Annotated in this window: 21 protein-coding genes and 1 pseudogene; 3 read left to right on the forward strand and 19 right to left on the reverse strand. The window is 68.3% G+C overall.

What is annotated here, in order from left to right:
- Positions 1 to 90 precede the first annotated feature (90 nt).
- Positions 91 to 4,002 (reverse strand): DNA-directed RNA polymerase subunit beta', encoded by a 3,912-nt coding sequence (locus QRX50_RS04295; RefSeq protein WP_285970672.1) that lies wholly within the window; start codon positions 4,000 to 4,002, stop codon positions 91 to 93.
- Positions 4,003 to 4,088: 86 nt separating this feature from the next.
- Positions 4,089 to 7,592: a DNA-directed RNA polymerase subunit beta gene (gene rpoB / locus QRX50_RS04300; protein ID WP_285970673.1), complete on the reverse strand. Its 3,504-nt coding sequence runs from the start codon at positions 7,590 to 7,592 to the stop codon at positions 4,089 to 4,091.
- Between the two features lie 721 nt (positions 7,593 to 8,313).
- Between rpoB and QRX50_RS04305 the strand changes: the two genes are divergently transcribed.
- Positions 8,314 to 8,922: a chorismate mutase gene (locus tag QRX50_RS04305; RefSeq protein ID WP_285970674.1), complete on the forward strand. Its 609-nt coding sequence runs from the start codon at positions 8,314 to 8,316 to the stop codon at positions 8,920 to 8,922.
- An 85-nt stretch (positions 8,923 to 9,007) separates the two neighbouring features.
- Here QRX50_RS04305 and QRX50_RS04310 read toward each other — a convergent pair whose 3' ends face one another.
- From QRX50_RS04310 to rplJ, 14 genes are all read right to left on the reverse strand, one after another.
- A complete protein-coding gene (locus QRX50_RS04310; RefSeq protein ID WP_285970675.1) occupies positions 9,008 to 10,090 on the reverse strand; it encodes a hypothetical protein in 1,083 nt (360 codons plus the stop codon).
- A gap of 26 nt (positions 10,091 to 10,116) precedes the next feature.
- Positions 10,117 to 10,749: an Rv1363c family protein gene (locus tag QRX50_RS04315; RefSeq protein ID WP_285970676.1), complete on the reverse strand. Its 633-nt coding sequence runs from the start codon at positions 10,747 to 10,749 to the stop codon at positions 10,117 to 10,119.
- Positions 10,750 to 10,794: 45 nt separating this feature from the next.
- A complete protein-coding gene (locus QRX50_RS04320) occupies positions 10,795 to 12,060 on the reverse strand; it encodes an MCE family protein (RefSeq protein WP_285970677.1) in 1,266 nt (421 codons plus the stop codon).
- The gene (locus QRX50_RS04325) at positions 12,060 to 13,286 is read right to left on the reverse strand and encodes an MCE family protein (protein ID WP_285970678.1); all 1,227 of its coding nucleotides are present in this window, start codon (positions 13,284 to 13,286) and stop codon (positions 12,060 to 12,062) included. The genes QRX50_RS04320 and QRX50_RS04325 overlap by 1 nt, the downstream gene beginning before the upstream one ends.
- A gap of 2 nt (positions 13,287 to 13,288) precedes the next feature.
- Positions 13,289 to 14,467, reverse strand: a complete 1,179-nt coding sequence (locus QRX50_RS04330) for an MCE family protein (protein WP_285970679.1) — start codon at positions 14,465 to 14,467, stop codon at positions 13,289 to 13,291.
- The gene (locus QRX50_RS04335; protein ID WP_285970680.1) at positions 14,464 to 15,450 is read right to left on the reverse strand and encodes an MCE family protein; all 987 of its coding nucleotides are present in this window, start codon (positions 15,448 to 15,450) and stop codon (positions 14,464 to 14,466) included. The genes QRX50_RS04330 and QRX50_RS04335 overlap by 4 nt, the downstream gene beginning before the upstream one ends.
- Positions 15,447 to 16,478 (reverse strand): MCE family protein, encoded by a 1,032-nt coding sequence (locus tag QRX50_RS04340; protein ID WP_285970681.1) that lies wholly within the window; start codon positions 16,476 to 16,478, stop codon positions 15,447 to 15,449. The genes QRX50_RS04335 and QRX50_RS04340 overlap by 4 nt, the downstream gene beginning before the upstream one ends.
- The gene (locus QRX50_RS04345; RefSeq protein WP_285970682.1) at positions 16,475 to 17,806 is read right to left on the reverse strand and encodes an MCE family protein; all 1,332 of its coding nucleotides are present in this window, start codon (positions 17,804 to 17,806) and stop codon (positions 16,475 to 16,477) included. Before QRX50_RS04345 ends, QRX50_RS04340 begins: the two co-directional genes overlap by 4 nt.
- Positions 17,803 to 18,639 (reverse strand): MlaE family ABC transporter permease, encoded by an 837-nt coding sequence (locus QRX50_RS04350; protein WP_220246059.1) that lies wholly within the window; start codon positions 18,637 to 18,639, stop codon positions 17,803 to 17,805. The genes QRX50_RS04345 and QRX50_RS04350 overlap by 4 nt, the downstream gene beginning before the upstream one ends.
- Position 18,640: 1 nt before the next feature.
- Positions 18,641 to 19,393 carry an MlaE family ABC transporter permease gene (locus tag QRX50_RS04355; RefSeq protein WP_220247334.1) on the reverse strand — a complete coding sequence of 251 codons (753 nt, stop codon included), beginning with the start codon at positions 19,391 to 19,393 and terminating at the stop codon, positions 18,641 to 18,643.
- Between the two features lie 38 nt (positions 19,394 to 19,431).
- Positions 19,432 to 20,637: an ABC transporter ATP-binding protein gene (locus tag QRX50_RS04360; protein ID WP_285970683.1), complete on the reverse strand. Its 1,206-nt coding sequence runs from the start codon at positions 20,635 to 20,637 to the stop codon at positions 19,432 to 19,434.
- The gene (locus tag QRX50_RS04365) at positions 20,637 to 20,771 is read right to left on the reverse strand and encodes a hypothetical protein (RefSeq protein ID WP_285970684.1); all 135 of its coding nucleotides are present in this window, start codon (positions 20,769 to 20,771) and stop codon (positions 20,637 to 20,639) included. Before QRX50_RS04365 ends, QRX50_RS04360 begins: the two co-directional genes overlap by 1 nt.
- 263 nt (positions 20,772 to 21,034) lie before the next feature.
- Positions 21,035 to 21,421: a 50S ribosomal protein L7/L12 gene (rplL, locus tag QRX50_RS04370; RefSeq protein WP_285970685.1), complete on the reverse strand. Its 387-nt coding sequence runs from the start codon at positions 21,419 to 21,421 to the stop codon at positions 21,035 to 21,037.
- Positions 21,422 to 21,469: 48 nt separating this feature from the next.
- Positions 21,470 to 22,024 (reverse strand): 50S ribosomal protein L10, encoded by a 555-nt coding sequence (gene rplJ, locus QRX50_RS04375; protein ID WP_285970686.1) that lies wholly within the window; start codon positions 22,022 to 22,024, stop codon positions 21,470 to 21,472.
- 568 nt (positions 22,025 to 22,592) lie between these two features.
- Between rplJ and QRX50_RS04380 the strand changes: the two genes are divergently transcribed.
- A complete protein-coding gene (locus tag QRX50_RS04380) occupies positions 22,593 to 23,432 on the forward strand; it encodes a hypothetical protein (protein ID WP_353074086.1) in 840 nt (279 codons plus the stop codon).
- Between the two features lie 243 nt (positions 23,433 to 23,675).
- Positions 23,676 to 24,009 (forward strand): annotated as a pseudogene (locus tag QRX50_RS04385) (CoA transferase); the annotation flags it as partial.
- Positions 24,010 to 24,161: 152 nt separating this feature from the next.
- Here QRX50_RS04385 and QRX50_RS04390 read toward each other — a convergent pair.
- The 3 genes from QRX50_RS04390 to rplK all read right to left on the reverse strand — a co-directional run bounded on the left by QRX50_RS04390 (position 24,162) and on the right by rplK (position 26,283).
- Complete coding sequence (locus tag QRX50_RS04390) at positions 24,162 to 24,974, reverse strand: alpha/beta fold hydrolase (RefSeq protein WP_285970688.1); 813 nt, start codon at positions 24,972 to 24,974, stop codon at positions 24,162 to 24,164.
- 69 nt (positions 24,975 to 25,043) lie between these two features.
- The gene (gene rplA, locus QRX50_RS04395) at positions 25,044 to 25,763 is read right to left on the reverse strand and encodes a 50S ribosomal protein L1 (protein ID WP_285970689.1); all 720 of its coding nucleotides are present in this window, start codon (positions 25,761 to 25,763) and stop codon (positions 25,044 to 25,046) included.
- An 85-nt stretch (positions 25,764 to 25,848) separates the two neighbouring features.
- The gene (gene rplK, locus QRX50_RS04400) at positions 25,849 to 26,283 is read right to left on the reverse strand and encodes a 50S ribosomal protein L11 (protein ID WP_285970690.1); all 435 of its coding nucleotides are present in this window, start codon (positions 26,281 to 26,283) and stop codon (positions 25,849 to 25,851) included.
- Positions 26,284 to 26,301: the final 18 nt, after the last annotated feature.

The raw sequence follows: 26,301 nt of genomic DNA on the forward strand, positions 1-26,301 counted from the left end.
GCTAACGTCGACCGCGCAGGCACCTGGCACCAATAGAAAGGCCCCCGCCCCGGAAACCCGGGACGGGGGCCTTCTCAGCTACTCAGACGATCAGCGGAAGTCGCGACCGAAGTCGTAGTCGTCGAGCGGAACAGCGGCACCGGTGCCCGAACCGAACACGTCCGGGGTGTAGTAACCGTCGTCGTAGGACGGGATCGCGTAAGCCGCGACCCGGGCCTCCTCGGTCGGCTGCACCTGGATGTTCCGGTACTTGTTGATGCCCGTACCGGCCGGGATCAGCTTACCGATGATCACGTTCTCCTTGAGGCCCACGAGCCGGTCCGAGCGGCCGTTGATGGCCGCGTCGGTCAGGACTCGCGTGGTCTCCTGGAACGAGGCCGCCGACAGCCACGAGTCCGTGGTCAGCGAGGCCTTCGTGATGCCCATCAGCACCGGGCGACCCGAAGCCGGCTCGCCGCCTTCGGAGACCGTCGAGCGGTTGCGCGCCTCGAACTTCGTCCGCTCGGGCAGCTCGCCCGGCAGGAAGTCCGTGCCACCCGAATCGATGACCGTCACCCGGCGCAGCATCTGCCGGACGATGACCTCGATGTGCTTGTCGTGGATCGACACACCCTGCGCGCGGTACACCTTCTGGACCTCGTCGGTGAGGTGCATCTGCGCCTCACGCGGGCCCATCACGCGGAGCACCTCGTGCGGGTCGGGCGTGCCCTCGAGCAGCTGCTGACCGACGTTGACGTGGTCACCGTCGCCCAGCGGGCCGTTCGGGGTGTTGGCGAGCCGCTGCCGCTTGGACAGCTTGTCGAAGACGATCTCCTCCGACCCGTCGTCCGGGATCAGGGTGATCTTCCAGAACCGCTCGCTCTCCTCGATCCGCACGCGGCCGTCGACGTCCGCGATCGGCGCCTTGCCCTTCGGCACGCGAGCTTCGAAGAGCTCGGTGACACGGGGCAGACCGGTCGTGATGTCGTCACCGGCGACACCACCCTGGTGGAACGTACGCATCGTCAGCTGCGTACCCGGCTCACCGATCGACTGGGCGGCGACGATGCCGACAGCCTCGCCGACGTCGACGAGCTCGCCCGTCGCCATCGAACGCCCGTAGCAGGTCGCGCACACACCGACCGCCGACTCACACGTCAGGACCGAGCGGACCTTGACCTTCGTGATGCCACTGGAGAGCAGCTTCTCGATGGCCGGGTCGCCCACGTCGTCGCCCGCGTTGAGCACGACGTTGCCCTTGGCGTCCACCGCGTCCGTCGCGAGGTTCCGCGCGTACACGCTGGTCTCCACGTGCTGGTCGGGGACCACCTTGCCGTCGCCGACGTCCTCGCCGACGATCATGGAGATACCGCGGGTGGTGCCGCAGTCGACCTCGCGGACGATGACGTCCTGCGAGACGTCCACCAGACGACGGGTCAGGTAACCCGAGTCGGCGGTACGGAGAGCCGTGTCCGCCAGACCCTTCCGGGCACCGTGCGTCGCGATGAAGTACTCCGCCACCGACAGGCCTTCACGGAAGTTGGCCTTGATCGGACGCGGGATGTACTCACCCTTCGGGTTCGACACCAGACCACGCATACCGGCCAGCGACCGGACCTGCGTCATGTTGCCCGCCGCGCCCGACTTCACGATCATCGCGATCGGGTTGTCGTCCGGCAGCGCCGTCTCCATGATCTTGTGGACCTCTTCGGTGGCCTGCGTCCACACCTTGACGAGCTCGTTGTTGCGCTCGGTGTGGGACAGCTGACCACGCTGGTACCGCTTCTCGACCTGGTCGGCCTTGCCCTCGTACTCGTCGAGAATGGCCTTCTTGCCCTCGGGCACGAGCACGTCGGAGATGGCCACCGTGACGCCCGAGCGGGTCGCCCAGTAGAAACCGGCGTCCTTGAGCTTGTCCAGCGTCTGCGCCACCTGCGTCATCGAGTACCGCTCGGCGAGGTCGTTCACGATCGCGGCCTGACGCTTCTTCGGCATCGGCTCGTTGATGAACGGGTAGTCCGCCGGCAGCAGGTCGTTGAACAGCACGCGACCCAGCGTCGTCTCGGCCAGCCACATCTTGCCCGGCTCCCAGCCCGCCTCGGCGAGACGAGCTTCGTCGGCCTTGGCCGGCTGGCGGTCGGTGATGCGGATCTTGATCGGGGCGTGCAGGCTCAGCGCCTTGAGGTCGAAGGCCATGATGGCCTCGGCCGGCGAGGAGTACGCGTTGCCCGCGCCGTCGGCCTTCTCGTTGAGACGCGTCAGGTGGAACAGGCCCGTGACCATGTCCAGACGCGGCATGGCGAGCGGTCGGCCCGACGCCGGCGACAGGATGTTGTTCGCCGACAGCATCAGGATGCGGGCCTCGGCCTGGGCCTCGGCCGACAGCGGCAGGTGCACCGCCATCTGGTCACCGTCGAAGTCCGCGTTGAACGCCTCACAGACCAGCGGGTGCAGCTGGATGGCCTTGCCTTCCACCAGCTGCGGCTCGAAGGCCTGGATGCCGAGGCGGTGCAGGGTCGGTGCGCGGTTCAGCATCACCGGGTGGCCGGTGATGACCTCTTCGAGCACGTCCCACACCTGCGGGCGCGAGCGCTCCACCATCCGCTTGGCGGACTTGATGTTCTGCGCGTGGTTCAGGTCGACCAGCCGCTTCATGACGAACGGCTTGAACAGCTCGAGCGCCATGTCCTTCGGCAGACCGCACTGGTGCAGCTTCAGCTGCGGGCCGACGATGATGACCGAACGGCCCGAGTAGTCCACGCGCTTGCCGAGCAGGTTCTGGCGGAACCGGCCCTGCTTGCCCTTGAGCAGGTCGGACAGCGACTTCAGCGGCCGGTTGCCCGGGCCGGTGACGGGACGGCCGCGGCGGCCGTTGTCGAACAGCGCGTCGACGGCCTCCTGCAGCATCCGCTTCTCGTTGTTCACGATGATCTCGGGCGCGCCGAGGTCGATGAGCCGCTTGAGGCGGTTGTTGCGGTTGATCACGCGGCGGTACAGGTCGTTCAGGTCCGACGTCGCGAACCGGCCACCGTCGAGCTGCACCATCGGGCGCAGGTCCGGCGGGATGACCGGCACGGCGTCGAGCACCATGCCGCGCGGGTCGTTGCCGGTCGCCTGGAAGGCGGCCACGACCTTGAGGCGCTTGAGCGCGCGCAGCTTCTTCTGGCCCTTGCCGTTGCGGATGGTGTCGCGCAGGTTGTCGGCCTCGGCGGCGACGTCGAACTCGGCGGCCAGCTTCTGGATGGCCTCCGCGCCCATGCCGCCGGTGAAGTACTCGCCGTAGCGGTCGACCAGCTCGCGGTAGAGCAGCTCGTCGGCGATCAGCTGACGCGCGTCGAGCTTCGTGAAGGTCGTCCAGACCTCCTCGAGGCGGTCGAGCTCGCGGCCGGCGCGGTCGCGCAGCTGACGCATCTCGCGCTCGCCGCCTTCCTTGACCTTGCGGCGCACGTCGGACTTGGCGCCCTCCGCCTCCAGCTCGGCCAGGTCGGCTTCCAGCTTCTGCGCGCGAGCCTCGATGTCCGCGTCACGCTTCGTCTCGAGGTTCTTGCGCTCGACGCCGATCTCGTTCTCGAGGGTCGGCAGGTCGTTGTGGCGCAGCTCCGCGTTCACGCCCGTGATGACGTAGGCGGCGAAGTAGATGATCTTCTCGAGGTCCTTCGGCGCCAGGTCCAGCAGGTAGCCCAGGCGGGAAGGAACACCCTTGAAGTACCAGATGTGGGTGACGGGCGCGGCCAGCTCGATGTGGCCCATCCGCTCACGGCGCACCTTGGCGCGAGTCACCTCGACGCCGCAGCGCTCACAGATGATGCCCTTGAAGCGGACGCGCTTGTACTTGCCGCAGTAGCACTCCCAGTCCCGGGTCGGACCGAAGATCTTCTCGCAGAAGAGGCCGTCCTTCTCGGGCTTGAGCGTCCGGTAGTTGATGGTCTCCGGCTTCTTGACCTCGCCGTAAGACCACTGACGGATGTCGTCAGCCGTGGCGAGACCAATGCGGAGCTCATCGAAGAAATTGACGTCCAGCACGTCTAAGTCCCCTTGGGGTTGTTTCGGCTAGAGGGGTCGGCGGTGGAGCGGGGACCCACGGGAGGCAGGTCCCCGCTCGACACCGGTCAGTGCACGACGTCGTCCACGCTGGGCGACTCGTTGCGGGACAGGTTGATGCCGAGGTTGGCCGCGGCGCGCTCGAGGTCCTCGTCGTCGGAGTCGCGCATCTCGATGGCCGCACCGTCGCTGGAGAGCACCTCGACGTTCAGGCACAGCGACTGGAGCTCCTTCAGGAGCACCTTGAACGACTCCGGGATACCCGGCTCGGGGATGTTCTCCCCCTTGACGATGGCCTCGTACACCTTCACGCGGCCGACCACGTCGTCCGACTTGATCGTGAGCAGCTCCTGCAGCGTGTAGGCAGCGCCGTACGCCTGCATCGCCCAGCACTCCATCTCACCGAAGCGCTGGCCACCGAACTGCGCCTTACCACCCAGCGGCTGCTGCGTGATCATCGAGTACGGGCCGGTGGAGCGGGCGTGGATCTTGTCGTCGACCAGGTGGTGCAGCTTCAGGATGTACATGTAGCCGACCGCGACCGGGTACGGGTACGGCTCGCCGGAGCGGCCGTCCAGCAGGGTCGCCTTGCCGTTCTCCTTGACCATGCGCTCGCCGTCGCGGTTCGGCTTGGTCGCCCCGAGCAGCCCGGTGAGCTCCTCTTCCTTCGCGCCGTCGAACACCGGAGTGGCGGTGTTCGTGTTCGGCGCGACGTCGTAGAGCTCCTCGGACAGGTTCTTCGCCCAATCCGGGTTGCCCTCGATCGTCCAGCCCTGCGAGGCCAGCCAGCCCAGGTGGAGCTCGAGGATCTGGCCGATGTTCATCCGTCGCGGAACACCGTGGGTGTTCAGGATGATGTCGACCGGCGTGCCGTCCTCCATGAAGGGCATGTCCTCGGCGGGCAGGATCTTGCCGATGACGCCCTTGTTGCCGTGGCGGCCGGCGAGCTTGTCGCCCGGCTGGATCTTGCGCTTCTGGGCCACGTAGACGCGGACCAGCTCGTTGACGCCCGGGGGCAGCTCGTCGTCGTCCTCGCGAGAGAACACGCGGATGCCGATGACCTTGCCGGTCTCGCCGTGCGGCACCTTCAGCGAGGTGTCGCGGACTTCGCGGGCCTTCTCACCGAAGATCGCGCGGAGCAGGCGCTCTTCCGGCGTCAGCTCGGTCTCGCCCTTCGGCGTGACCTTGCCGACCAGGATGTCGCCGTCGCGGACCTCGGCGCCGATGCGGATGATGCCGCGCTCGTCGAGGTCGGCGAGCACCTCCTCGGAGACGTTCGGGATGTCCCGGGTGATCTCCTCGGCGCCCAGCTTGGTGTCGCGGGCGTCGATCTCGTGCTCCTCGATGTGGATCGACGTGAGCACGTCGTCCTGCACCAGGCGCTCGGAGAGGATGATCGCGTCCTCGTAGTTGTGGCCCTCCCACGGCATGACCGCCACGAGCAGGTTCTTGCCCAGCGCCATCTCACCGTTCTCGGTGGACGGGCCGTCGGCGATGACCTGGCCCTTCTCGACGCGGTCACCCTCGTCGACGATCGGGCGGTGGTTGAAGCACGTGCCGTGGTTGGAGCGGCGGAACTTGTACAGTCCGTAGCTCTTCCGCGTGCCGTCGTCGTGCATGATCGTGATGATGTCCGCGGACAGCTCCTCGACCACGCCGGCCTGCTCGGCCACGAGGACGTCACCGGCGTCGACCGCGGCGCGCAGCTCCACACCCGTGCCCACGTACGGGGCCTGGTTGCGCAGCAGCGGCACGGCCTGGCGCTGCATGTTCGCGCCCATCAGCGCGCGGTTCGCGTCGTCGTGCTCCAGGAACGGGATCATCGCCGTCGCGACGGAGACCATCTGCCGCGGCGACACGTCCATGTAGTCGATCTCGAGCGGGTCGATCAGCTCGACCTCGCCGCCCTTGCGGCGACCCAGGACCTTGTTCTCGACGAAGTGGCCGTCGTCGGTGATCGGCGCGTTGGCCTGCGCCTTGACGAAGCGGTCTTCCTCGTCGGCCGTGAGGTAGTCGACCTGGTCGGTGACCTGGCCCTCGACGACCTTGCGGTACGGCGTCTCGATGAAACCGAACGGGTTGACCCGCGCGTAGGAGCAGAGCGAACCGATCAGGCCGATGTTCGGGCCTTCCGGCGTCTCGATCGGGCACATGCGGCCGTAGTGCGACGGGTGGACGTCGCGGACCTCCATGCCGGCGCGCTCACGGGACAGACCACCGGGGCCCAGCGCCGAGAGGCGGCGCTTGTGGGTCAGGCCCGACAGCGGGTTGTTCTGGTCCATGAACTGCGACAGCTGCGAGGTGCCGAAGAACTCCTTGATCGCCGCGCCGATGGGGCGGATGTTGATCAGGGTCTGCGGCGTGATCGCCTCGACGTCCTGCGTGGTCATGCGCTCACGCACGACACGCTCGGTGCGGGAGAGGCCGACCCGGATCTGGTTCTGGATCAGCTCGCCCACCGTGCGCAGGCGGCGGTTGCCGAAGTGGTCGATGTCGTCGGTCTCGACCGGCACCTCGACGTTCGACACGCTCGTCATCTTGTCCTCGCCGGCGTGGAGCCGGACCAGGTACTCGATGGCCGAGACGATGTCCTCTTCGGTCAGCGTGCCGGTGTCGTACGGGGTGTCGAGACCGAGCTTCTTGTTGACCTTGTAGCGGCCGACCTTGGCCAGGTCGTAGCGCTTCGGCTTGAAGAACAGGTTCTCCAGCAGCGTCTGCGCGCTCTCCTTCGTGGGCGGCTCGCCCGGACGGAGCTTGCGGTAGATGTCGAGCAGCGCCTCGTCGGTGCCGGCGGTGTGGTCCTTCTCGAGGGTGGCCAGCAGCGTCTCCGAGAAGGAGAAGCGCTCGCGGATCGCCTCGGTGGTCCAGCCCAGCGCCTTCAGCAGCACGGTGACCGGCTGGCGGCGCTTGCGGTCGATGCGCACACCGACGGTGTCGCGCTTGTCGACGTCGAACTCGAGCCACGCGCCGCGGCTCGGGATCACGCGCACGCTGAAGACGTCCTTGTCGGTCGTCTTGTCGACACTGCTGTCGAAGTACACGCCCGGAGAACGCACGAGCTGGGACACGACGACCCGCTCCGTGCCGTTGATGATGAAGGTGCCCTTGTCCGTCATCACCGGGAAGTCGCCGAGGAAGACCGTCTGGCTCTTGATCTCACCGGTGTTGTTGTTGACGAACTCCGCCGTGACGAACAGCGGGGCCGCGTAGGTCATGTCCTTGTCCTTGCACTCCTCGATCGAGGCCTTGACCTCGTCGAAGCGCGGGGCGGAGAAGGACAGCGACATGGAACCCGAGAAGTCCTCGATCGGGGAGATCTCGTTGAGGACCTCTTCCAGGCCGCCGACCGGGTTCTCGTCACCTTCGTTGACGCGGCGCTCGAACCACGCCTCGTCGCCGGTGAACCACTGGAACGACTGGAGCTGCACGTCCAGCAGGTTGGGGGTGTTAAGGGGCTCGCGAATCTTTGCGAAGGAGACCCGCTTGGGCGCGCCGGGGATACCCGTGGACTCCGAGCGGGATACAGCCGAGGTGGTCGCAGCAGTGGCCTGGTTCGCGGGAGAGACTGCCAAGATGCGTCCTTCCGGGGACAATGAGCGGTGAGCAGCCGTGATGGCAACAGGTGCCATTGCGACTGTCAGGGGTGCCGTGTGCCCACTATCCTAACTACCGGCTCCGGGCAGCCTGAAAGAGGGCAGCGCAAAGAGGCAGTCTAGCTTGAACGGCGCGGTCTGTCCAGGGGGCGCTCCTGATGGGGCCCAGCCTGCCTCGCGGCGTTGTAGCAATGCCTCCGGCCTGCCCGGGTTCTGCGTCCCTCCCGCAAGGTTCGCGCTCCCGGCCGTGACCGTTGGCAGTAAGCCTGAACCCACGACGCCTTCGAGTCAAGATGCCACTCGGGGGTCCGACCGGTTGGCGCAGCGTCGACCGGGGCATGCGGAGGGTGACAAGCGGGATGATCATCCCGGTTACCCGCCGGTACCTGCGGAATCGTGGCCGAGGGAGATTCCGGGGCGGGTTCAAACGGTGTCCTGCGTCACGAACAGGGCCGTGGGCGAGTGGGCCAATCGGCCCGGGGGCGTGGTGTGGCGCGCGGTTGAGGGGCCGGCGGCGGGCTGCTCGCGGCGGGCCGGGGCTGGTATGTGGCTCGCGGAGCCGGGTGCGGCGGTACGTCCGGGCAGATAAATCGGACATCGGCACGATTGCGTGTCCATCCGGCGAGATTGTCCGGGTTTCGTGAATTCCCCACCGCTAAAATCGGATCCGATCCTGGTCGCCGGCCACGACGGAGTGCTCATGTTCGGGAACGAGACTGCTCGCCGCTCCACCGTGATCCTCGCCGTCCCGCTGGCCGCACTCACCGTCGGAGGCACTCAGGCCATGGCCGCATCCGAAAAGACCGTCACGGACACTGCCGGCCACGCGTTCGGCCGGCTCGGGCCGCTCAGCGACCTCGTGGTCGAGCGCCTACGGGTGGGCGATCGCGTGGCGGCGTCGAAGTTCGGCACCGACAAGCCCATCGACGACCCGGCACGCGAGGAACAGGAGCTAGCCTCGGTGCGCACGCGCGCGTTCGCGCTGGGGTTGGACCCCGAGCGCACGGCCGCGTTCTTCTCCGACCAGATCACCGCGAGCAAGGTCGTGCAGCGCGGGCTGTTCGACCGGTGGACCGCGCACCCCGAGCAGGCGCCCACCACGCGCCCGGACCTCACCGAGATCCGTGCCGAGCTGGACGAGCTGACGACGTCGCTGCTGACCGAGCTGGCGGCCACGAACGACGCCCGCGAGCCCGGCGCCCCGTGCCGCGTCGACGTGCTCGAGGCACAGATCTCGGCCGACGTCGTCGACCACCTCGACGAGCTGCACCGCACGGCGCTGCGCACGGCCCTTCAGTCGCTCTGCTGAGGCCCCGAACACCGAGGGCCGAAAGCAAGGGAGGCCCGGCACCCGCTCAAGCGGGCACCGGGCCGTCTGCGTCCCTCGCTTCGACTTACTTCGAGGGCGGCGGCGAGGCCGGGGCCGACGAGGCGGGCGCCTTGGCCGCGGGCGGCGCCGGGGCCTTGTACGTGTCGAGGTCGGTGATCTTCCACGTGTCGCCCTGCAGCTGGGCGTCGACGTGCAGCTGGGCCGAGCCGGCGGTGGTCTGTTTGGTGTCGGTGCGCGTGGAGGTCTGGTCGACGAACACCATCACGCGCGCGAGGTCGCCGTTGAGCATGATCACGGCGCTGCGGGTGACCTTGCAGGTCACCACCATCTTCTGCTGCGGCGCGAGGCGCTTCACCTCGCCCATGAGCGAGTTGTACTTGGCCTTGACGTCGTCGTTGGCCAGCAGGCTGTTGGCCGCGTCCTCGGTCTTCTTGATGTTGTTGTAGTCGTAGGAGAACAGGGTCTCGGTGGCCTTGGAGACCTGGTCCTTGACCTGCGCCGTCTTCGCGACGTCGAGCAGTGCGGCATTGCTCGTGGAGTCGGAGACGTCGTCGAACTTCAGCTTGAAGAACACCGCGCCCCCGGCGAACACCAGGCCCACCACGAGCAGCACCACGACCAGCGCGGTCGAGCGGTCCTGGCGCGGCTCCCGCCTCGCCCACGGCGGCGGCGCGGCAGGAGCGCCGGCGGCCTCCTGCTCGGCCTCGTCGACGTCCACGGGCTTCGCACGGCCCGAGTCGCGACGCTTGCGGCGGGGAGCGGCGTGGGCCGGCCCCGCGGTCTTCTCCGGAGCTTCGGTGTCCACGGCCTCGCCGGTGAGGGCGTCGACCTCGGCTTCGTCCTCGACGGAGGCAGCGGTGTCCTCCGGCTCCTCGGGCTCCAGTCCGCGTGACCGCGAGATCCCCGCGCTCTTCGGGAACCGGATCTCCTGGGTGACCTCAGCCGGGTCCGCGCTGGTCAGCGGGCCGGGCCGCGGCACCGGACGCGAGCGCGGCTTGGCCGGGGCCGGGGTGGCGGCGGGAGTCGGCCGCTCGTCGGTGGACGCGGGTGCGCCGTCCGCGCTCGACGGCTTGCGCAGCCCGGCGACCCTCGGCCGGCGGGCCGGCGGGGTGCTGCTGCGGGGCGGCTGGCGGCGGGAGGGGGGCACTGGGAGAACTCCGTTCTGCGGTGAAACTACTGGCCGGAGGCGACGAGGGGGACGCTGTCGATGCCGGACAGCTTCCATTCGCTCCCGACGCGGGTCATCGAGGCCTCCAAGCGCAGCGCCTTCGAACTGGTCTGGCCGCCCGCGCTGTTCGTCGTGGTGATCGCGGCCAGGAAGCTCGCCTTGCCCTCGTGGTCGTCGAGCTCCTCGACGGCGATGTCCTGCACCGTCGCGGTGACCTTCACCTTCGAGTCGGTCAGCGCCTTCGAGTAGGTTGTCCGGCCCGCGTCGATCTGCTGGGCCATGTTGGTGTCCGACACGTCCTTCTGGTGGTCGAAGTACTCGTTGAGGTTGGTGTAGTCCACGTTGGTGTAGGCCTCGACCGCCGCGGCGCCCGCCTTCGCGACGTCGTCGCGGGACTTCGCGAGGTCGGCGTTCTCCCCCGTGCCCGCGACCCACCACATGATCCCGAAGACCACGGCGACCACGAACGCGGCGAGCGCGAACGCCCCGGCGCCGAAGAGCCACACGCGCGGCGAGCCCGGCAGGGACCGCTTGGCCGGCGAGGCGGCACCGGTCGAAGCGGTCTCCGAAGCGGAATCCGAAGCTTCCGGCGGCGACGAGGTCACCTCTTCCTCGGCGGCGGCCTGTTCGGAACTCATATCACTCCAGGGTAGGTAACGGTCATCAAATCCAGGTCAGGACGCTCAGCCCGCGAGGCCGAGCAGCGCTCCCAGGCTGTTCAACGAGACACCCGGGCTTCCGGCTACGCCCGGCACGGCGGCGTCGCGCACGTCCTGCAGTTCCTGGGCCGGACGGTCGGCATTGGCGTCCACGTCGGCCTGCGACGGCGCGACCGGAGCCCCGCCGTACGGCGCGTTCTGCGAGCCGCGGACGTTGATGGGGCTGCCCTTGGGCTCGGCACAGTACACGTTGTCGTCGGCCGGCCGCGGTGACGTGTCGGCGCCCGTGCGGTACTGGCTGTAGGGCAGGTAGCCCTTCGTGCAGGCCGGCGGGTTGAACAGGTTCAGCACGAGCCCGAGGTGCGCGGTGCCGTCGCCCGGCGCCACGCTCGAGGCCGCGCCGGCCAGCGCCGGGTAGGTCACCAGGCCCTGCTCGATGCCGTCGAGCCGGGTCACGGTGAGGTTGGCCGTGGTCAGCAGGTTCGCCGTCAGCGCGCCCAGGCCCGGCCCGGTCTCGTTGACGACCTGGTTGATCTGCGCCGCGACCTGCGGCGTGACGCCGATGAGCTTGCGCAGGTCACCGTCGGAGTTCTTCAGCGTGCCCGTGAGCTCGTTGAGGTTCTTGGAGAAGTCCGCGAAGTTCGACGCCTCGTGGTTCTGCGTGTCCAGCGCCTGGCCGCCGGCGTCGAGCAGCTGCACGGTCTGCGGCAGGTACTGCTGGGCCGTGGCCGTGAAGCTCTGCGCGGTGTCGAGCAGCTGCTGCAGGTCGCCGCCGGTGCCGCGGAACGCGTCGTAGGACTCGTCCACGACGGTGCGCAGCGAGTCGGTGGGCACCGAGGCCGCCAGCGAGTCGAGGTCGGACAGCAGCCGGTCGGTGCTGACCGGCACCGTCGTCTTCGACGCCGGGATCACCGAGCCGCCCGCGAGATACGGACCCTTGTCGTTCTTCGGCCGCAGGTCCACGTATTGCTCACCCACGGCCGAGCGGTTGGCGACCACGGCGTCGAGGTCCGCGGGCACCTGGGGCGCCGACGGGTCGATGTTGAGGTCGGCCTCCAGACCGGTCTGCGTGAGCCGCAGCTGGCCGACGCGGCCGATGTTGAAGCCGCGGTAGGTCACCTCGGCGTTGGTGAAGATGCCGCCCGACTCGTTGAGCTGCAGCTTCACCGTGTAGCCGCTGTCCCCGAACACCGAACCGAGGCCGGCGAAGCGGACCAGGGCGTAGACGAGCGCCACGATCGAGATGATCGCGAAGGCCACGAGCTGGAACTTCGTCTTGCGCAGCAACATCAGCCCGCACCTCCCGAGAGGATCCCGAAGAGCCCGGACAGCCCGCCCTGCGACGGCTGTCCGCCGCCCTGGCCGCCGGTCGAGTTCGGCTGCTTCGAGCCGGAGCCGGACTGGTCGGGGAACGACAGCGGCGGCGGCTGGTCGCCCGGCGTGCCGCTGACCCCACCGGTCAGGCCGGGCACCGGCAGCAGGTTCGACAGCGGGTTGTCCCGGCTGCGGCCCAGGTTGTCGATGATGTCCTTGAGGTTCAGGTCGACCTTCGCGAAGAGGTTGAAGTAGTCGCCCTTCACGTCGTTGTAGGCCTGGTCGGTGAACGGGAAGGTCAGCAGGATCTGCAACGCCTGCGGCAGGTCGTTGCCGGCCTCGCCGAGCTTCTGCAGCGTCGGCGTGAGGGCCTTGAGGTCGGCCACGAGGTCCGCCTTGCTCTTGTTCACCGTGTCGGTGGCGACGCCGGAGAGGTTGTTCAGCGCGTTGAGCATGGTCACGAGCTGGCCGCGCTGATGCTCCAGCACACCGATGCCGGGGCCGAGGTTGTCGACGGCGCCCACCAGCTTGTCTTTCTGGTCCTTCAGCGTCATCGACAGCCGGTCGAGCCCGTCGAGCGCACGCGTGATGTTGCGCGACTGCTCGTCGAGGTTCGTCACGAGCTCGTTGGCGTTGTCCAGCAACGCCTTGATGTCGGGCTCCTTGCCCGCCGTCGCGTTGTTGAGCTCCTTGGTGATGGTGTTGAGCTGCTCGACCCCACCACCGTTGAGCAGCAGCGACAGCGCGCCGAGCACCTCTTCGACCTCGACGTCGCGGCCGGTGCGCGCGAGCGGGATCGTGGCGTTGTTCGCGAGCGTGCCCTGCGCCTGGCCGTCGCCGGGCGAGGAGAGCTCCACGTACTTCTCGCCGAGCAGGCTCGACTGCTTCACGTTGGCCAGCGCGTTGGCCGGCAGCTTCACGTCACCGTTGATCTCCACGGTGACCTCGGCGTGCCAGCCGTCGGGGGTGAGCCCGACGGACTCGACCTGGCCGACGGGCACCTCGTTGACCTTCACACCGGCCTGCGGCACGAGGTCGAGCACGTCGGAGAACTGCACCTTGACCTTGTACGGGTGGTTGCCGAGATCGGCGCCGCCGGGCAGCGGCACGTCATAGATGCCGGTGAACCCGCAGCCGGACAGCACCAGCGCGGACACCGTGGTGACCACGCCGGCGGCGGCGAACCTCCTGAGGCGCTTCATGCTCAGCTCCCCGTTCCGTAGACCTGGCCCGCGAGCGGGAGCGGCAGTGGCGGCAGCTTGCCGTTCTGCAGTGCCTGCACCACCTGCGCGGTGGACGGCAGCGGCACGGCGCCGTCGACCACGCCGGCGATCGAGCCGCACGTGTCGCCGAGCAGCTTGAGCGCGTCGGGCGTCTCCTTGAGCAGGTTGCAGACCATCACCAGTGGCGGCTGCGTGAGCTCGTTGAGGTTCGGTCGCGCGTCGAGCGTGCCCGAGGAGCCGTTGTAGACGTTGACGAGGTTCGAAAGCGCCACCGGCGCCACGTCGAGGATCTCGGCGAGCGCGCTGCGCTGGTCCACGAGCACCTTCGTGACACTGGCCAGCTTGTCCACATTGGACTTGAGCCGACCGCGGTTCTGCTCGATGAAGCCCTGCACCGACTGCAGCGTGGTGCTGAGCTGCTGCACGGTGGCGGCGAGGTCGTCCTTCTCCCCCGCCAGGTACCCGCTCACGTCGGCGAGCTGGCTCTCGAACTGGCGCACCTGGCTGTCGCTGTTGACCAACGTCTGGGAGAACTGGCCGAGGTTCTGCACGGTCTGGAACAGGTCGTCCTTGTTGCCGGCGAGCGTGCCGGACGCCAGGCCGAGCTTGGCGATCGTGTCGTGCAGGGCCTGGCCGTTGCCGTCCACGTTCTTGGCGACGGTGTTGAGCAGGTCCGAGAGCGAGCCGTTCTTGTTGGCACCGTTGGGGCCGAGGGTCTCGCTGACCTTCGCGAGGCTCGCGGCGAGCTGGTCGACCTCGAGCGGCACCTCGGTGCGGTTGAGCGGGATCACGGCGCCGTCGGAGATCTTCGGGCCGCCGGTGTACGCGGGCGCGAGCTGGATGTAGCGGTCGCTGACCAGCGACGGCGAGACGATCAGCGCCTTCGCGTCGGCCGGCACAGCCACGGTGCGGTCGTACTCGAAGTCCACGCGTACCTGGTTGCCCATGGGCTGGACCTTGGTGACCGTGCCGAGGTCGACACCGAGCATCCGCACGCTGTTGCCCTCGTAGAGGCCGACGGCGCCGGAGAAGTACGCGGTGAGGTGGTTGCGCCCCGCGTCCTTGAGCGTCCACCAGATGCCGCCCGCGACCACGAGCGCGAGGACGACGGCGATGGACGCGCCGCGCAGGAGCGACTGGCCGAACCGGGTGTCACTCATTTCGTGTAGCACCCCTCTTGGTTGATCGGGCCGAAGGAGGGCGCCACCAGGCCGCAGATGTAGTTGTCGAACCAGTGGCCGGTGCCGATGGTGTTGGTGAACACGCGCACGAACGGGGCGAACTTCGCGATGCCCTGCGCGAGCGAGTCCTGGTTGCGCTGCAGCATCGACGTCAGCTGGTCCAGCTGCGTGAGCACGGGGTCGAGCTGCTTGTCGTTGTCGTCGACGAGCCCCTGCAGCTGCGTGGCGAGCTCCTTGGAACCGTCGAGCAGCGCGGTGATGGCCTGCTCGCGCTTGGAGATCTCGTCGAGCAGCTGGTTGCCGTCGGTGATCAGCTTCTGCACCTCGGCGTCGCGGTCGACGAGCGTCTGCGACACCTCGCGGGTGTTGGCCAGCAGGTTCGACAGCTGCGCGTCGCGCGAGGCGATGGTGTCCGAGAGCTTCGACAGGCCCGAGAGCGCGCCCTTCACGTCCTCGGGCGTGTTGGCGAAGGTCTGCGTGATGGTGTCGAAGCTCTTCGCCAGCTGGTCGGTGTTGATGTCGTCGACGGTCTGGGACAGGCCGCGGAACGCGTCGAGCACGTCGTAGGGCGACATCGTGCGATCGCGCGGGATCGGCTGGCCCGGGTTGAGCGTGCCGACGCCCTGCGGGTCCAGCGACAGGTACTTCTGGCCCAGCAGCGTCTTGATCTTGATCGCCGCCGAGGTCTTGTCGCCGAGCCAGGCGTCCTTGACCTTGAACGACACCTTCACGCTGGCGCCGTCGAGCTTGATCTCGGAGACCTTGCCGACCTTCACGCCGGCGATGCGCACGTCGTTGTCGGTCGTGAGCCCGGCGGCCTCGGAGAACTCGGCGCTGTAGGTCGTGCCGCCGCCGATCACCGGCAGGTCGTCGGAGTTGAGCGCGGCGACGAAGCCGAGCACGAGCACCGCGAGCCCGACCAGCGCGATCGGGACGGGGTTGCGCTTCTGGAAGGACTTCATCCGCTGCACCTCTCCCGGTTGGACGGCAGCAGCGGCACGTCGATCGGCTGGTTGACCAGTGGCGGCAGGGCGACGCTGCCCTTGAGCTCGCAGGCGTAGAAGTTGAACCAGGAGCCGTAGTCGGCGGTGCGGGTCAGCGCGCTCACCTTCTGCGGCAGGAACTGGATGAAGTGCTCCAGCGTCGGCTCGTTCTTGTTCAGCTTCGTGGTGAGGTCACCCAGCGCGCCGATGTCGTCCTTCAGCGGCTGGCGCGCGTCGCCGAGCAGGCCGGCCGTGGTCTGGGCCAGGTTGCCGAGGCTGTCGATCGCGTCGCCGATGGGCTTGCGGTCGGCGGCCAGGCCGGACACCAGCTGCTGCAGCTTCACGATCAGGTCGCTCAGCTGCGGTGTGTGCGCGTTGACCGTGTCGAGCACCGAGTTGATGTTGTCGATGACCTCGCCGATCACCTTGTCCTTGTCGGCGATCGTCGTGGCCAGCGAAGCCGTGTGCGACAGCAGGCTCTCGACGGTGCCGCCCTCGCCCTGCAGGACCTGGATGACCTCGTAGGAGAGCTTGTTGACGTCGTCGGGGTTGAGCGCGGTGAACAGCGGCTTGAACCCGTTGAACAGCTCGGTCAGGTCCAGCGCGGGTGTGGTGCGCTCGAGCGGGATCGAACCGCCCGGGGGCAGCGTCTTGCCGGAGGTGTCGCTGCCCTCGCCGAGGGAGAGGTAGCGCTGGCCGACGAGGTTGCGGAACTTGATCTGCGCGGTGACACCCGCCGGCAGCTGCCGCCCGGCGTCGACGGTGAAGTCGACCTGCGCCTGACGCTTGTCGACGATCTTCACGTCCTTCACCGTGCCCACGCGGACACCTGCGATGCGGACGTCGTCGCCGTTGAGCAGCAGCGTCGCGTCGGTGAAGCGCGCCGAGTAGTCCTTCGTACTGGTGGTGTTGATGTTCGCGATGCTGATGCCGAGGACGGCGGTGAACAACACGGTGATCACCACGAAGATCGACAGCTTGATCAGCGGTGCGGCCAGTCCCCTCACTTCACCGTCACCTCCGCACCCCGGTAGAGCGGGCCGACGAGCAGCGAGCCCCAGCCCGGGAAGTCACCTTGTGACATGCCGACCTGCGGGGCCACGAGCTGGCCGAGGAAGTCGTTCTCCGCGCCCGAGTACGCCGGGTCGCCCCCGCCCGTACCGCCGCCGAGGCCCGCGGCGTCGGCGATGAGGTTGCCGGGGTTGAGCCCGGTGCTGTGGGAGTTCGGCGAGTTCGTGTGAGTGGTGCCGTCCATGAACGCACCGTCCGGTGGCTCCTGCGGGAACGGGTTCGGCAGGTTCTTGAGGTCGTAACAGCGCGGGCCGCGCTTGTCCTCGTAACGCGGTTCGTCCTGGCCCGCCTTGTAGGGACCGCGGTTCACAACCACCTCGATCGTCGCGTGCAACCCGGGCTCCTTCGTGCCCTTGCCCAGCGCCTTGTCGACGACCGGCACGAGCTTCGACATCTGCCCGATCACGCACGGGTACTCCGGCGCGTACTTGGCGAGCAGCTCGGCCGTCGGCCGCGCGGTGTCGGCGAGGCTGATGATGTTCTGGGAGTTGGCTTCCAGGAACGACTGCAGGTTCTGCGAAGCCGTGGTCAGGTTCCCGTAGAGGCTCGCGAGGTTCTGTTGCTCGTCCACCACGGTGCGGGTGGTCGTGCTCAGGTTGTCGAGGCTCTGCACCAGGTCCGGCGCCGACGCGCTCAGGTTGTCGGAGAAGTCCGCGAGCGCCTTGAGGTTGTGCTGCAGCTGCGGCTCGTGCGGATTGAGCTTGCCGATGTAGTCACCCAGCTGCGAGAGCGTGTCGCCGAGCGGTTTGCCGCGGCCCTGCAGCGCGGTGGAAATCGCGGTGAGCGTGCTCGACAGCTTCTGCGGCTGCACCGCCTGGAGCACCGGCAGCAAGTGCTGCAGCGCCTGCTCCAGCTCGATCGCGCCCGACGTGCGGTCCTGCGGGATCACGTCGCCGTCGGTGAGCGTCTTGGCCGACGGGTTCTTCGGGATCTCGAGCGAGACGTAGCGCTCGCCGAAGAGCGTCTTGGGCAGGAAGCGCGCCGAGACGTTCTCCGGGATCAGCTTCACGTAGTCCGGCTGGAGGTCCAGCGTGAGCTCGGCCCCGTCGGTGGTGGCCGCGATGGTCTTGACCGACCCCACGATCAGGCCGCGCACCTTCACGTCCGACTGCTCCAGCAGCTGGTTGCCGATGCTGTCGGCCTCGAGCTTCACCGTCACGAACTTGGTGAACGCCTTGTTGTACAAGGCGATGCTCAGGGCCACACCTCCCACGAGCAGCGCCACGAGCAACAGGCCCAGGAGCCTGCGCCGGAGTGTGATCATCCCGCAATCCTCACCGTGACGTCGGTTCCCCAGATGGCGAAACCGATGAAGAAGTTCACGATCGAAACCGTGACGATGGAAAGGCGCACCGCGCGGCCCACGGCCACACCCACGCCGGCCGGCCCACCGGAGGCGCGGTAGCCGAAGTAGCAGTGCGAGAGAATGATCAAGATGCTGAAGATGAGCACCTTGATGAACGAGTACAAGACGTCTTGCGGCGGTAGGAAAAGATCGAAGTAGTGGTCGTAGGTGCCCGCCGACTGGCCGTAGATGTAGATGACCACCAGCCGGGACGCGAGGTAAGAGCTCAGCAGGCCGATGATGTAGAGGGGGATCACGGCCACGAACCCGGCGATGATCCGCGTGGTCACCAGGTACGGCAGGCTCGGCACGCCCATGACTTCCAGCGCGTCGATCTCCTCGGAGATCCGCATGGCACCCAGCTGCGCGGTGAAGCCGGCGCCGACCGTGGCCGACAGGGCCAGGCCCGCGACGAGCGGCGCGATCTCGCGGGTGTTGAAGAACGCGGTGAGGAAGCCGGTGAACGCCGAGGTGCCGATGGAGTTCAGGGCCGAGTAGCCCTGCAGGCCCACGAGGACACCGGTGAAAAGCGTGAGGCCGACCATCACGCCGACCGTGCCGCCGATGACCGCGAGCGAGCCGGAGCCGAAGCTCACCTCGGCGAGCAGGCGCAGGACTTCCTTCATGTAGCGGCGCAGCGTGCGTGGCGTCCACAGCAGCGCGCGGCCGTAGAAGGACATCTGGTCGCCGAGGGTGTCCAGGGTCTCCAGCGGACGGTGGGCGACGCGTTTGGCACCCGAGATGAACGTCATGTCAGTCCAGCTTTCCGGGCACGATCTGCAGGTAGATCAGCGTGATCACGAAGTTCACGACGAAGAGCAGCAGGAACGTGATGACCACCGACTGGTTCACCGCGTCGCCCACTCCCTTCGGGCCGCCGCTGGGGTGCAGGCCCCGGTAGGCCGCCACGACCGCGGCGATGAAGCCGAAGATGAGGGCCTTGAGCTCGCCGACCCAGAGGTCGGGCAGCTGCGCCAGCGCCGAGAAGCTCGCCAGGTAGGCGCCGGGCGTGCCGCCTTGGAGCACGACGTTGAAGAAGTAGCCGCCGAGCACGCCGATGACGCTGACCATGCCGTTGAGCAAGAGTGCGACGAGCATCATCGCGAGCGTGCGCGGCACGATCAGGCGCTGGACCGCGGAGACGCCCAGCACCTCCATCGCGTCGATCTCCTCGCGGATGGTGCGGGCGCCGATATCGGCACAGACCGCGCTTCCTCCCGCGCCGGCCACCAGCAGCGCGGTGACGAGCGGGCTGGCCTGCTGCACCGTGGCGAGCACGGAACCGGCGCCGGTGTAGGACTGCGCGCCGAGCTGGCGGGCGAGCGCGCCGAACTGCAGCGAGATGACCGCGCCGAACGGGATCGCGACGAGCGCCGTCGGCAGGATCGTGACGCTGGCGACGAACCAGGCCTGCTGGATGAACTCCCGCAGCTGGAACGGGCGCTGGAACATGCCGCGGATGATGTCGAGACCGAGGGCGAACAGGTTCCCGGTCTCGCGGAGCATGCCGTGCCCGGGGATTTTCCTCGCCGGTGCTGTCGAGCTCACGCGCCACCCGGCCCGTTGCCGCCGGGGCCGAAGTAGCCACCGCCTGGCCCTTGCGGATTGGAACCGCCGGGGATCCGGGCGACTTGCTCGGCGGGCAGCTGGCCCTGGTGCTGGTTCGGCACGGGGCCACGGTCGGAGATTCGCGGGATCTGCTGCGTGTCCTCGGGGCCGGGCCGGCGAGCCGGCGCGTGGGCGGCGTGCACGTTGTAGTGCCGCTGCTCCTCCGGGCTGAGGGACTCGATGATGCCCTCCTGCGCGGCCGGCGGGAGCGTGTGGAGGATCCGCATCACGCGGTCCATCCGGCGACGGGCCCCCGCGCGCTCCGGCAGGCCGGGGCTGGGCTGCATCTGCGGCACGACCCCGCGGACGTCCTCGTCGGGCGAACCGTCCGAGTGCCCCGCGGCGGCTTCGGCTTCCTCGCGCGCCATCGTGGCGGTGTCCTTCTCCTCGGACATGCCGATGGGGCCGCGCTTGCGGCCGTTGAGGAACTGCTCGACCACGGGCTCGTCGCTCGTGAGCAGCACCTCGCGGGGGCCGAACATCACGAGCTCCTTGCGGAACAGCATGCCCAGGTTGTCGGGCACCGTGCGCGCGAGGTTGATGTTGTGGGAGACGATGAGGATCGTCGCGTCGATCTGCGTGTTGAGGTCGATGAGCAGCTGCGAGATGTACGCGGTGCGCACGGGGTCCAGACCGGAGTCCGGCTCGTCGACCAGGATGATCTGCGGGTCGAGCACCAGCGCCCGCGCGAGGCCCGCGCGCTTGCGCATACCGCCGGAGATCTCGCCGGGCAGCTTCTTGTCCGCGCCGGCCAGGCCCGTCATCTCCAGCTTCTCACCGACGATGCGGCGGATCTCCGACTCGGACTTCTTGGTGTGCTCGCGCAGCGGGAAGGCGACGTTGTCGTAAAGGTTCATCGACCCGAACAGCGCGCCGTCCTGGAACAGGACACCGAAGAGCTTGCGGATCTCGTAGAGCTTGTGCTCGGAGCACGTGACGATGTCCACGCCGTTGATCACGCAGCGGCCCTTGTCGGGCTTCAGCAGGCCGATCATGGACTTGAGGAACACCGACTTGCCGGTTCCCGACGGGCCGAGCATCGCGGACACTTCACCCGGGGGCAGCGTCAGCGTCACGTCCCGCCAGATGGTCTGCCTGCCGAAGGACTTCGTCAGACCTTCGATGACCACCTCGGCGCCCATCACACCTCCAGGAGCTGTTCCGCGTCGTCGCGCACCGCCGCCCCGCCGCAACTGGCAGCGGAGCCCGCGCCGATGCGCGCCGCGATCTCCGCGTCAACCAGGTGCAACGAGCTGAGTGCGAACAGGTTACTCACCAGTTTTCCGCCCTGGCGAGGCCGGTGAGGACCTCACCCGTTCGTGGCCTTGTCCGGTGACCGCTGGCAGCACGGTAGTGCACGTCACTTAGTGACGCAGATCCAGATGGCCCAACGATCGGGTTACGGCTGGTCCGACCGGGCGAATCGGACACGAACGGTGATCAGTCGGTCGCCGAGCCGGCGAACGAGAAAGGGGCGGGCATCCACGTGGATGCCCGCCCCTTCACGAGGTGGTGCGGTAGGCGCTTGCGCGCCCGGGATCACTTGATGGTGATCTTGGCGCCGGCGGCCTCGAGCTTCTCCTTGGCGGCCTCGGCGGCCTCCTTGTCGACCTTCTCCAGGAGGGCCTTGGGAGCGGCCTCGACCAGCTCCTTGGCCTCCTTCAGGCCCAGGCCCGAGACGACCTCGCGGACGACCTTGATGACCTGGATCTTCTTGTCACCGGCGGACTCGAGGACGACGTCGAACTCGTCCTGCTCCTCGGCGGCGGCGGCCGGGGCAGCGCCCGGGGCGGCGGCGACGACCGCGGCCGGGGCGGCGGCGGTGACGTCGAAGGTGGTCTCGAACTCCTTCACGAAGTCCGACAGCTCAAGAAGGGTGAGCTCCTTGAAGGCGTCGATCAGCTCGGCGGTGCTCAGCTTCGCCATGATGGCTTCCTCTCAGAAAAACGAACTCGACGTTCGGGGTGGGGGTGATCAGCTCTCGGCGGGTGCTTCGGCTGCTTCGGTACCGGTGGCGTTTCGCTGCTTGTCCTCCAGCGCGGCAGCCAGGCGGGCGACCTGGGACGCCGGCGCCTGGAACAGCGCGGCGGCCTGGGACAGCTTCGCCTTGAACGCGCCCGCTGCCTTGGAGAGCAGGACCTCACGGCTGTCGAGATCGGCGATCTTGCTGATCTCGTCCACGGACAGCGCTTTGCCGTCCATGTAGCCGCCCTTGATGACAAGCGCGTTGTTGTCCTTCGCGAAGTCGCGAAGCGCCTTCGCGGCGTCGACCGGCTCACCTTCGACGAAGGCGATCGCGGTGGCACCGACGAACAGGTCGTCCAGACCCTGGACACCGGCGTCCTCGGCGGCACGCTTCACGAGGGTGTTCTTCGCGACCCGGTACTTGGCACTGGTGCCGAGAGCGCGGCGCAGCTGGGACAGCTGGGACACGGAGAGGCCGGTGTACTGGGTAACGACGGTGGCCGAGCTGCTGCGGAAGCTCTCCGCGATCTCGGCGACGGCCGCCACCTTGTCGGGCTTCGCCATGGTCGCCTCCTCTCTTGGCTAGTGGATTCCACTGGTCCTTCGAGAGCCCTCTGAGACGAAAAAACGCCCACGCGCAGTCAGCACGGGGCGTTACACGGCGTTCCCTCACGGGAGCCGAACCTCGTTCCTCCTGCGCGGGCCGCCCGCTCATCTCGCGGGACCTTCGTTCCGGGCGCCGTGGAGCACCCGGAAAACCAGCGGTCTTCGGTAGAACCGTGAATGAATGTACAGGACGGTTCTGACGGTTCTGCCGGGACCCCCTGCCTGACCAGCGACAAGCCGCCCGGACTCGGGGATACGCCGACGAGCGGGCATCATTGGTGACGTGGCGGAGCAGCGTGATCACGGACAGCCGGACAACCCCACCGGCCCCGGCCCCCGACCTGCCGACGGCACGCAACCGGTTCCGGGCGGGTTGCCGCAGCCCTCGGGGCAGTCGGGTTCTGGGCAGAACGGCCTGACTCCAGCGCAGGGTTCGCAGCTGCCGCAACCGTCCGGGCAACAGCCGCCCACCGCGTCGCCGCAAGGTTCGCAGCCACCCGCCGTGGATTCGTCGCACCTTCCCGCGTTGCCCCAGCCTTCCCAGCCCACGGCGCCTGGGCAGCCACCGCTGGACGCCGCACAGCTGGAACAGTTCCGCCAGTTCCAGCAGTTCCAGGACTACCTCCGCTTCACCCAAGCCCAGCAAGGCAACCAACCCGCCCCCATGCCCGACGCCGGCCTGGTCCCCGCGGGCTCCCGCCAACCGCAGACCCAGCAGGGCTGGCAGCCGCCCGTGCCCCCGGGCCCGCCCGGAGCGCTGGCGCCCTACGAAGAGCCGCGGCGCAAACGCCCGGTCCCGCGCTGGCTCAAGCGCCTCGGCGGGAAGATCCTGGGCTGGGTGATCGTGCTGGTGGTCCTCGGCATCGCGGCCACGTGGGCCTACCGCCACTACTTCCCCAGCGAAGACGGCAAGTCCTCGGCCCAGATCGCGGCCGAGGGCGGCGGGACCTACCACACGAACCACATCTTCTCGACGAACCCGTACGAGGCCGTCCGCTTCGTCTTCCACAACATCGCGCAGGGCCGGGTTCAAGACGCGTGCGGCCGGTTCGACGAGCCCGTGCAGACCAAGTTCGCCCAGGACGTCGGCCAGCCCGACTGCAAGGTGGCCGTCGAGAAGCTGCACGCGCAGGTCACCAACCAGAACGACTACGCCGAATCGCTGCCCTCGTACGTCTCCGGCGCTCCGCCGGCGGGTGTGGTGACCATTGACTCGTGCGACTACACCATTTCCGGCGGCCCGGCCCTCGGCGTCTTCACCGTGTCGCAAGTGGACAAGGGTCAGTGGCTGATCACGGGCCACTCGCCGGGCCCGGAGAAGTGCGGCCCTCCGTCAGCTTCGAACTCCACTCCCCCAACGTCCTGACCAGCTCCGGCAGCCGCGCCGCGACCACTTCGGACGGTGCGGCCAGCGCCGCGGCCACCACCACCGCACGGAGGTCGGCTTCGGGCAGCGAAGGGAGCAGCACGCGCGCCTCGCCGCCGTACGCGGAAGCGCGGAGCGAAGGGACCGGGAGAGCGCGTAGTCGAACGGCTCGTCCGTGGCGGCCCAGTCGACGTACACCGCGTTGTCGCCCGCCTGCACCGCGAGCAACGCCGCAAACCCGGCGGCCGCGCTCAGCTCGACGACGGCATGGGCGCGCTCGCGCTCAACGTCAACCGCAACAAGCGCAGAATCGAGCTCGACCTCAAGTCGGCCGCGGGCCACGAGGCCTTCCTGCGCCTGGTGAAGACCGCCGACGTGCTGGTCACCAACATGCGCCCCGGCGCGCTACAGCGCCTCGGCCTCGGCTACGAGCAGTGGGCGAGCGAGAACCCGCGGCTCGTCTACTGCAACGCCCAGGGCTTCCGCACCGACTCTGACCGCGCCGGCCGCCTACGACGAGATCGTCCAGGCATCCTCCGGCATGGCCGACCTGATGCGCCGCGCGACCGGGAAGCCGACGAGCGGCCTCGTTTCCCTCGCCGAGCACCCGACGGAAGGCACGTACTGCCAAGTCGGGCCGTCGATGATCCTGTCGGACACGCCGGCGTCAGTCCGCCGCCACACCCCCGCGCGCGGTGAGCACACGAGCGAGCTGCTCGCGGAGATCGGCTACGCCGGCGACGAGATCGCGAACCTCGTCTCCCCCGTGTCCGCGTAGGCGAAGAAGTCGGCCAGCGCCAGGGCGAACGCGGGGTCCGCGACGGCCGTCATGTGGTCGCCCGGGACGCGGACCAGGCGGGCGCCCGCGATGCCGATGGCGAGGCGCTCGGGCTGGGCCGCGAGCTGGTCGCGTTCGCCGGCGAGGATCAGGGTGGGGACGGTGATCTCGGTCAGGGGGATGGACGTGCGGCGGGAGGCGCGCAGGACGGCGGCCAGGGCGTCGACGTCGCCGCCGGTGCGGCGGGCGAGGCGGCGGAAGGGGCGGACCTGGGCGGGGACGTTGGCGTGGTCGTCGGCGAGGAGGCCGTCGGCGAGCTGTTCGGGCTCGACCACGCGCGTGTCGACGCCGCCGAAGTCGATGATGCCCGCGCCGACGCCGCCGGTGGCCAGGCAGCGCACGCGCTTGTCCGCAGTGGCCACGAGGAGGGCGACGATCGCGCCCATCGAGTAGCCGGCGAGGGAGACCTCGTCGAGGCCCAGCTCGTCGAGCAGGGCCGACACGTCGCGGGCCATCACGTCCTGGCCGTAGCAGGCCGAGTCGTGGGGTTTGTCCGACGCGCCGTGGCCGCGGGCGTCGAGGCCGATCACGGTGAACCCGGCCTCGACCAGGGTGCGGACGACGCCGGTGCCGACCCAGTTCACGTGGGCGTCCGCCGCGAAGCCGTGTTGCAGCACGACGGGGCGACGGTGCCGGCCGTCGCCCTCCCACACCGTGTAGCTCAGGCGGAGCCCGTCGGGAGCGGTGAATGTCGTCGTCGGCATGTGTCCATGAGACACGAAAAAAGGGCGGTCACGCACATTGCGTGACCGCCCTTTCGCGTGATGTGCGACTCAGACGCCGGCGTCCTCGCTGAGGAGGTTGCGCGTGCGCAGCGGGTCGACCGGGATGCCCGGGCCCATCGTGGTGGTGAAGGTGATCTTCTTGACGTAGCGACCCTTGGCCGAAGACGGCTTGGCGCGCAGGATCTCGTCCAGCGCGGCCGCGTAGTTCTCCACCAGCTTCTCGGTGTCGAACGACGCCTTGCCGATCACCAGGTGCAGGTTGGCCTGCTTGTCGACGCGGAAGTTGATCTTACCGCCCTTGATGTCCTGCACGGCCTTCGTGACCGCGGGGGTCACCGTGCCGGTCTTCGGGTTCGGCATCAGACCACGCGGGCCGAGGATGCGGGCGATGCGGCCCACCTTGGCCATCTGGTCCGGCGTCGCGATGGCGGCGTCGAAGTCGAGCCAGCCACCCTGGATGCGCTCGATCAGCTCGTCCGTGCCCACCGCGTCCGCACCGGCGGCCTCGGCCTCGGCGGCCTTGTCGCCGACGGCGAACACGATGACGCGGGCGGTCTTACCGGTACCGTGCGGCAGGTTCACGGTGCCGCGGACCATCTGGTCGGCCTTGCGCGGGTCGACACCGAGACGCATCGCGACCTCGACGGTCGCGTCCATCTTGGTCTTGGAGGTTTCCTTCGCCAGCTTCGCGGCCTCGAGCGGGGCGTAGAGACGCTCCTTGTCGATGAGCTCCGCAGCCTGGCGGTAAGCCTTGCTGTGCTTGGTCATGCTTCTGTCCTTAACTTCGAAAACGGATCAGCTGTGGTGACGAGCCAGCACTTGGCTCTCCCACGGATGCTGCTGGTGCTGAAACTCAGTCCCCGACCGTGATGCCCATGGAGCGGGCGGTGCCGGCGATGATCTTCGCCGCCTGGTCGATGTCGTGGGCGTTGAGGTCGCTCTCCTTGGTCTTGGCGATCTCGCGGACCTGGTCCCAGGTGACCTTGGCGACCTTGGTCTTGTGCGGCTCGCCGGAGCCCTTCTCCACGCCCGCGGCCTTGAGCAGCAGCTTGGCGGCCGGCGGCGTCTTCAGCTTGAAGTCGAACGACCGGTCTTCGTACACGGAGATCTCGACCGGGACGACGTCCCCGCGCTGCGACTCGGTCGCGGCGTTGTAGGCCTTGCAGAACTCCATGATGTTGACGCCGTGCTGGCCCAGCGCCGGGCCGACCGGCGGGGCCGGGTTGGCCTGACCCGCCTTGATCTGCAGCTTGATGATCGCCGCAAGCTTCTTCTTCTTGGGTGGCATTACCTTGTGTCCTTCTTA

Origin of the sequence: Amycolatopsis sp. 2-15 (assembly GCF_030285625.1) — a bacterium.
In the GTDB taxonomy this organism is placed as follows: Bacteria; Actinomycetota; Actinomycetes; order Mycobacteriales; family Pseudonocardiaceae; genus Amycolatopsis; species Amycolatopsis carbonis.

Excerpts from the sequence above, each read along its gene's own strand:
- QRX50_RS04325 (WP_285970678.1), bottom strand. The coding sequence starts at position 13,286 with ATGAAGCGCCTCAGGAGGTTCGCCGCCGCCGGCGTGGTCACCACGGTG.
- QRX50_RS04390 (WP_285970688.1), bottom strand. The coding sequence starts at position 24,974 with ATGCCGACGACGACATTCACCGCTCCCGACGGGCTCCGCCTGAGCTAC.
- QRX50_RS04320 (WP_285970677.1), bottom strand. The coding sequence starts at position 12,060 with ATGTTGCTGCGCAAGACGAAGTTCCAGCTCGTGGCCTTCGCGATCATC.
- rplK (WP_285970690.1), bottom strand. The coding sequence starts at position 26,283 with ATGCCACCCAAGAAGAAGAAGCTTGCGGCGATCATCAAGCTGCAGATC.
- rplL (WP_285970685.1), bottom strand. The coding sequence starts at position 21,421 with ATGGCGAAGCTGAGCACCGCCGAGCTGATCGACGCCTTCAAGGAGCTC.
- rplA (WP_285970689.1), bottom strand. The coding sequence starts at position 25,763 with ATGACCAAGCACAGCAAGGCTTACCGCCAGGCTGCGGAGCTCATCGAC.
- QRX50_RS04355 (WP_220247334.1), bottom strand. The coding sequence starts at position 19,393 with ATGCTCCGCGAGACCGGGAACCTGTTCGCCCTCGGTCTCGACATCATC.
- QRX50_RS04345 (WP_285970682.1), bottom strand. The coding sequence starts at position 17,806 with ATGATCACACTCCGGCGCAGGCTCCTGGGCCTGTTGCTCGTGGCGCTG.
- QRX50_RS04350 (WP_220246059.1), bottom strand. The coding sequence starts at position 18,639 with ATGACGTTCATCTCGGGTGCCAAACGCGTCGCCCACCGTCCGCTGGAG.
- QRX50_RS04360 (WP_285970683.1), bottom strand. The coding sequence starts at position 20,637 with ATGGGCGCCGAGGTGGTCATCGAAGGTCTGACGAAGTCCTTCGGCAGG.
- QRX50_RS04335 (WP_285970680.1), bottom strand. The coding sequence starts at position 15,450 with ATGAAGTCCTTCCAGAAGCGCAACCCCGTCCCGATCGCGCTGGTCGGG.
- rplJ (WP_285970686.1), bottom strand. The coding sequence starts at position 22,024 with ATGGCGAAGCCCGACAAGGTGGCGGCCGTCGCCGAGATCGCGGAGAGC.
- QRX50_RS04305 (WP_285970674.1), top strand. The coding sequence starts at position 8,314 with ATGTTCGGGAACGAGACTGCTCGCCGCTCCACCGTGATCCTCGCCGTC.
- QRX50_RS04330 (WP_285970679.1), bottom strand. The coding sequence starts at position 14,467 with ATGAGTGACACCCGGTTCGGCCAGTCGCTCCTGCGCGGCGCGTCCATC.
- QRX50_RS04315 (WP_285970676.1), bottom strand. The coding sequence starts at position 10,749 with ATGAGTTCCGAACAGGCCGCCGCCGAGGAAGAGGTGACCTCGTCGCCG.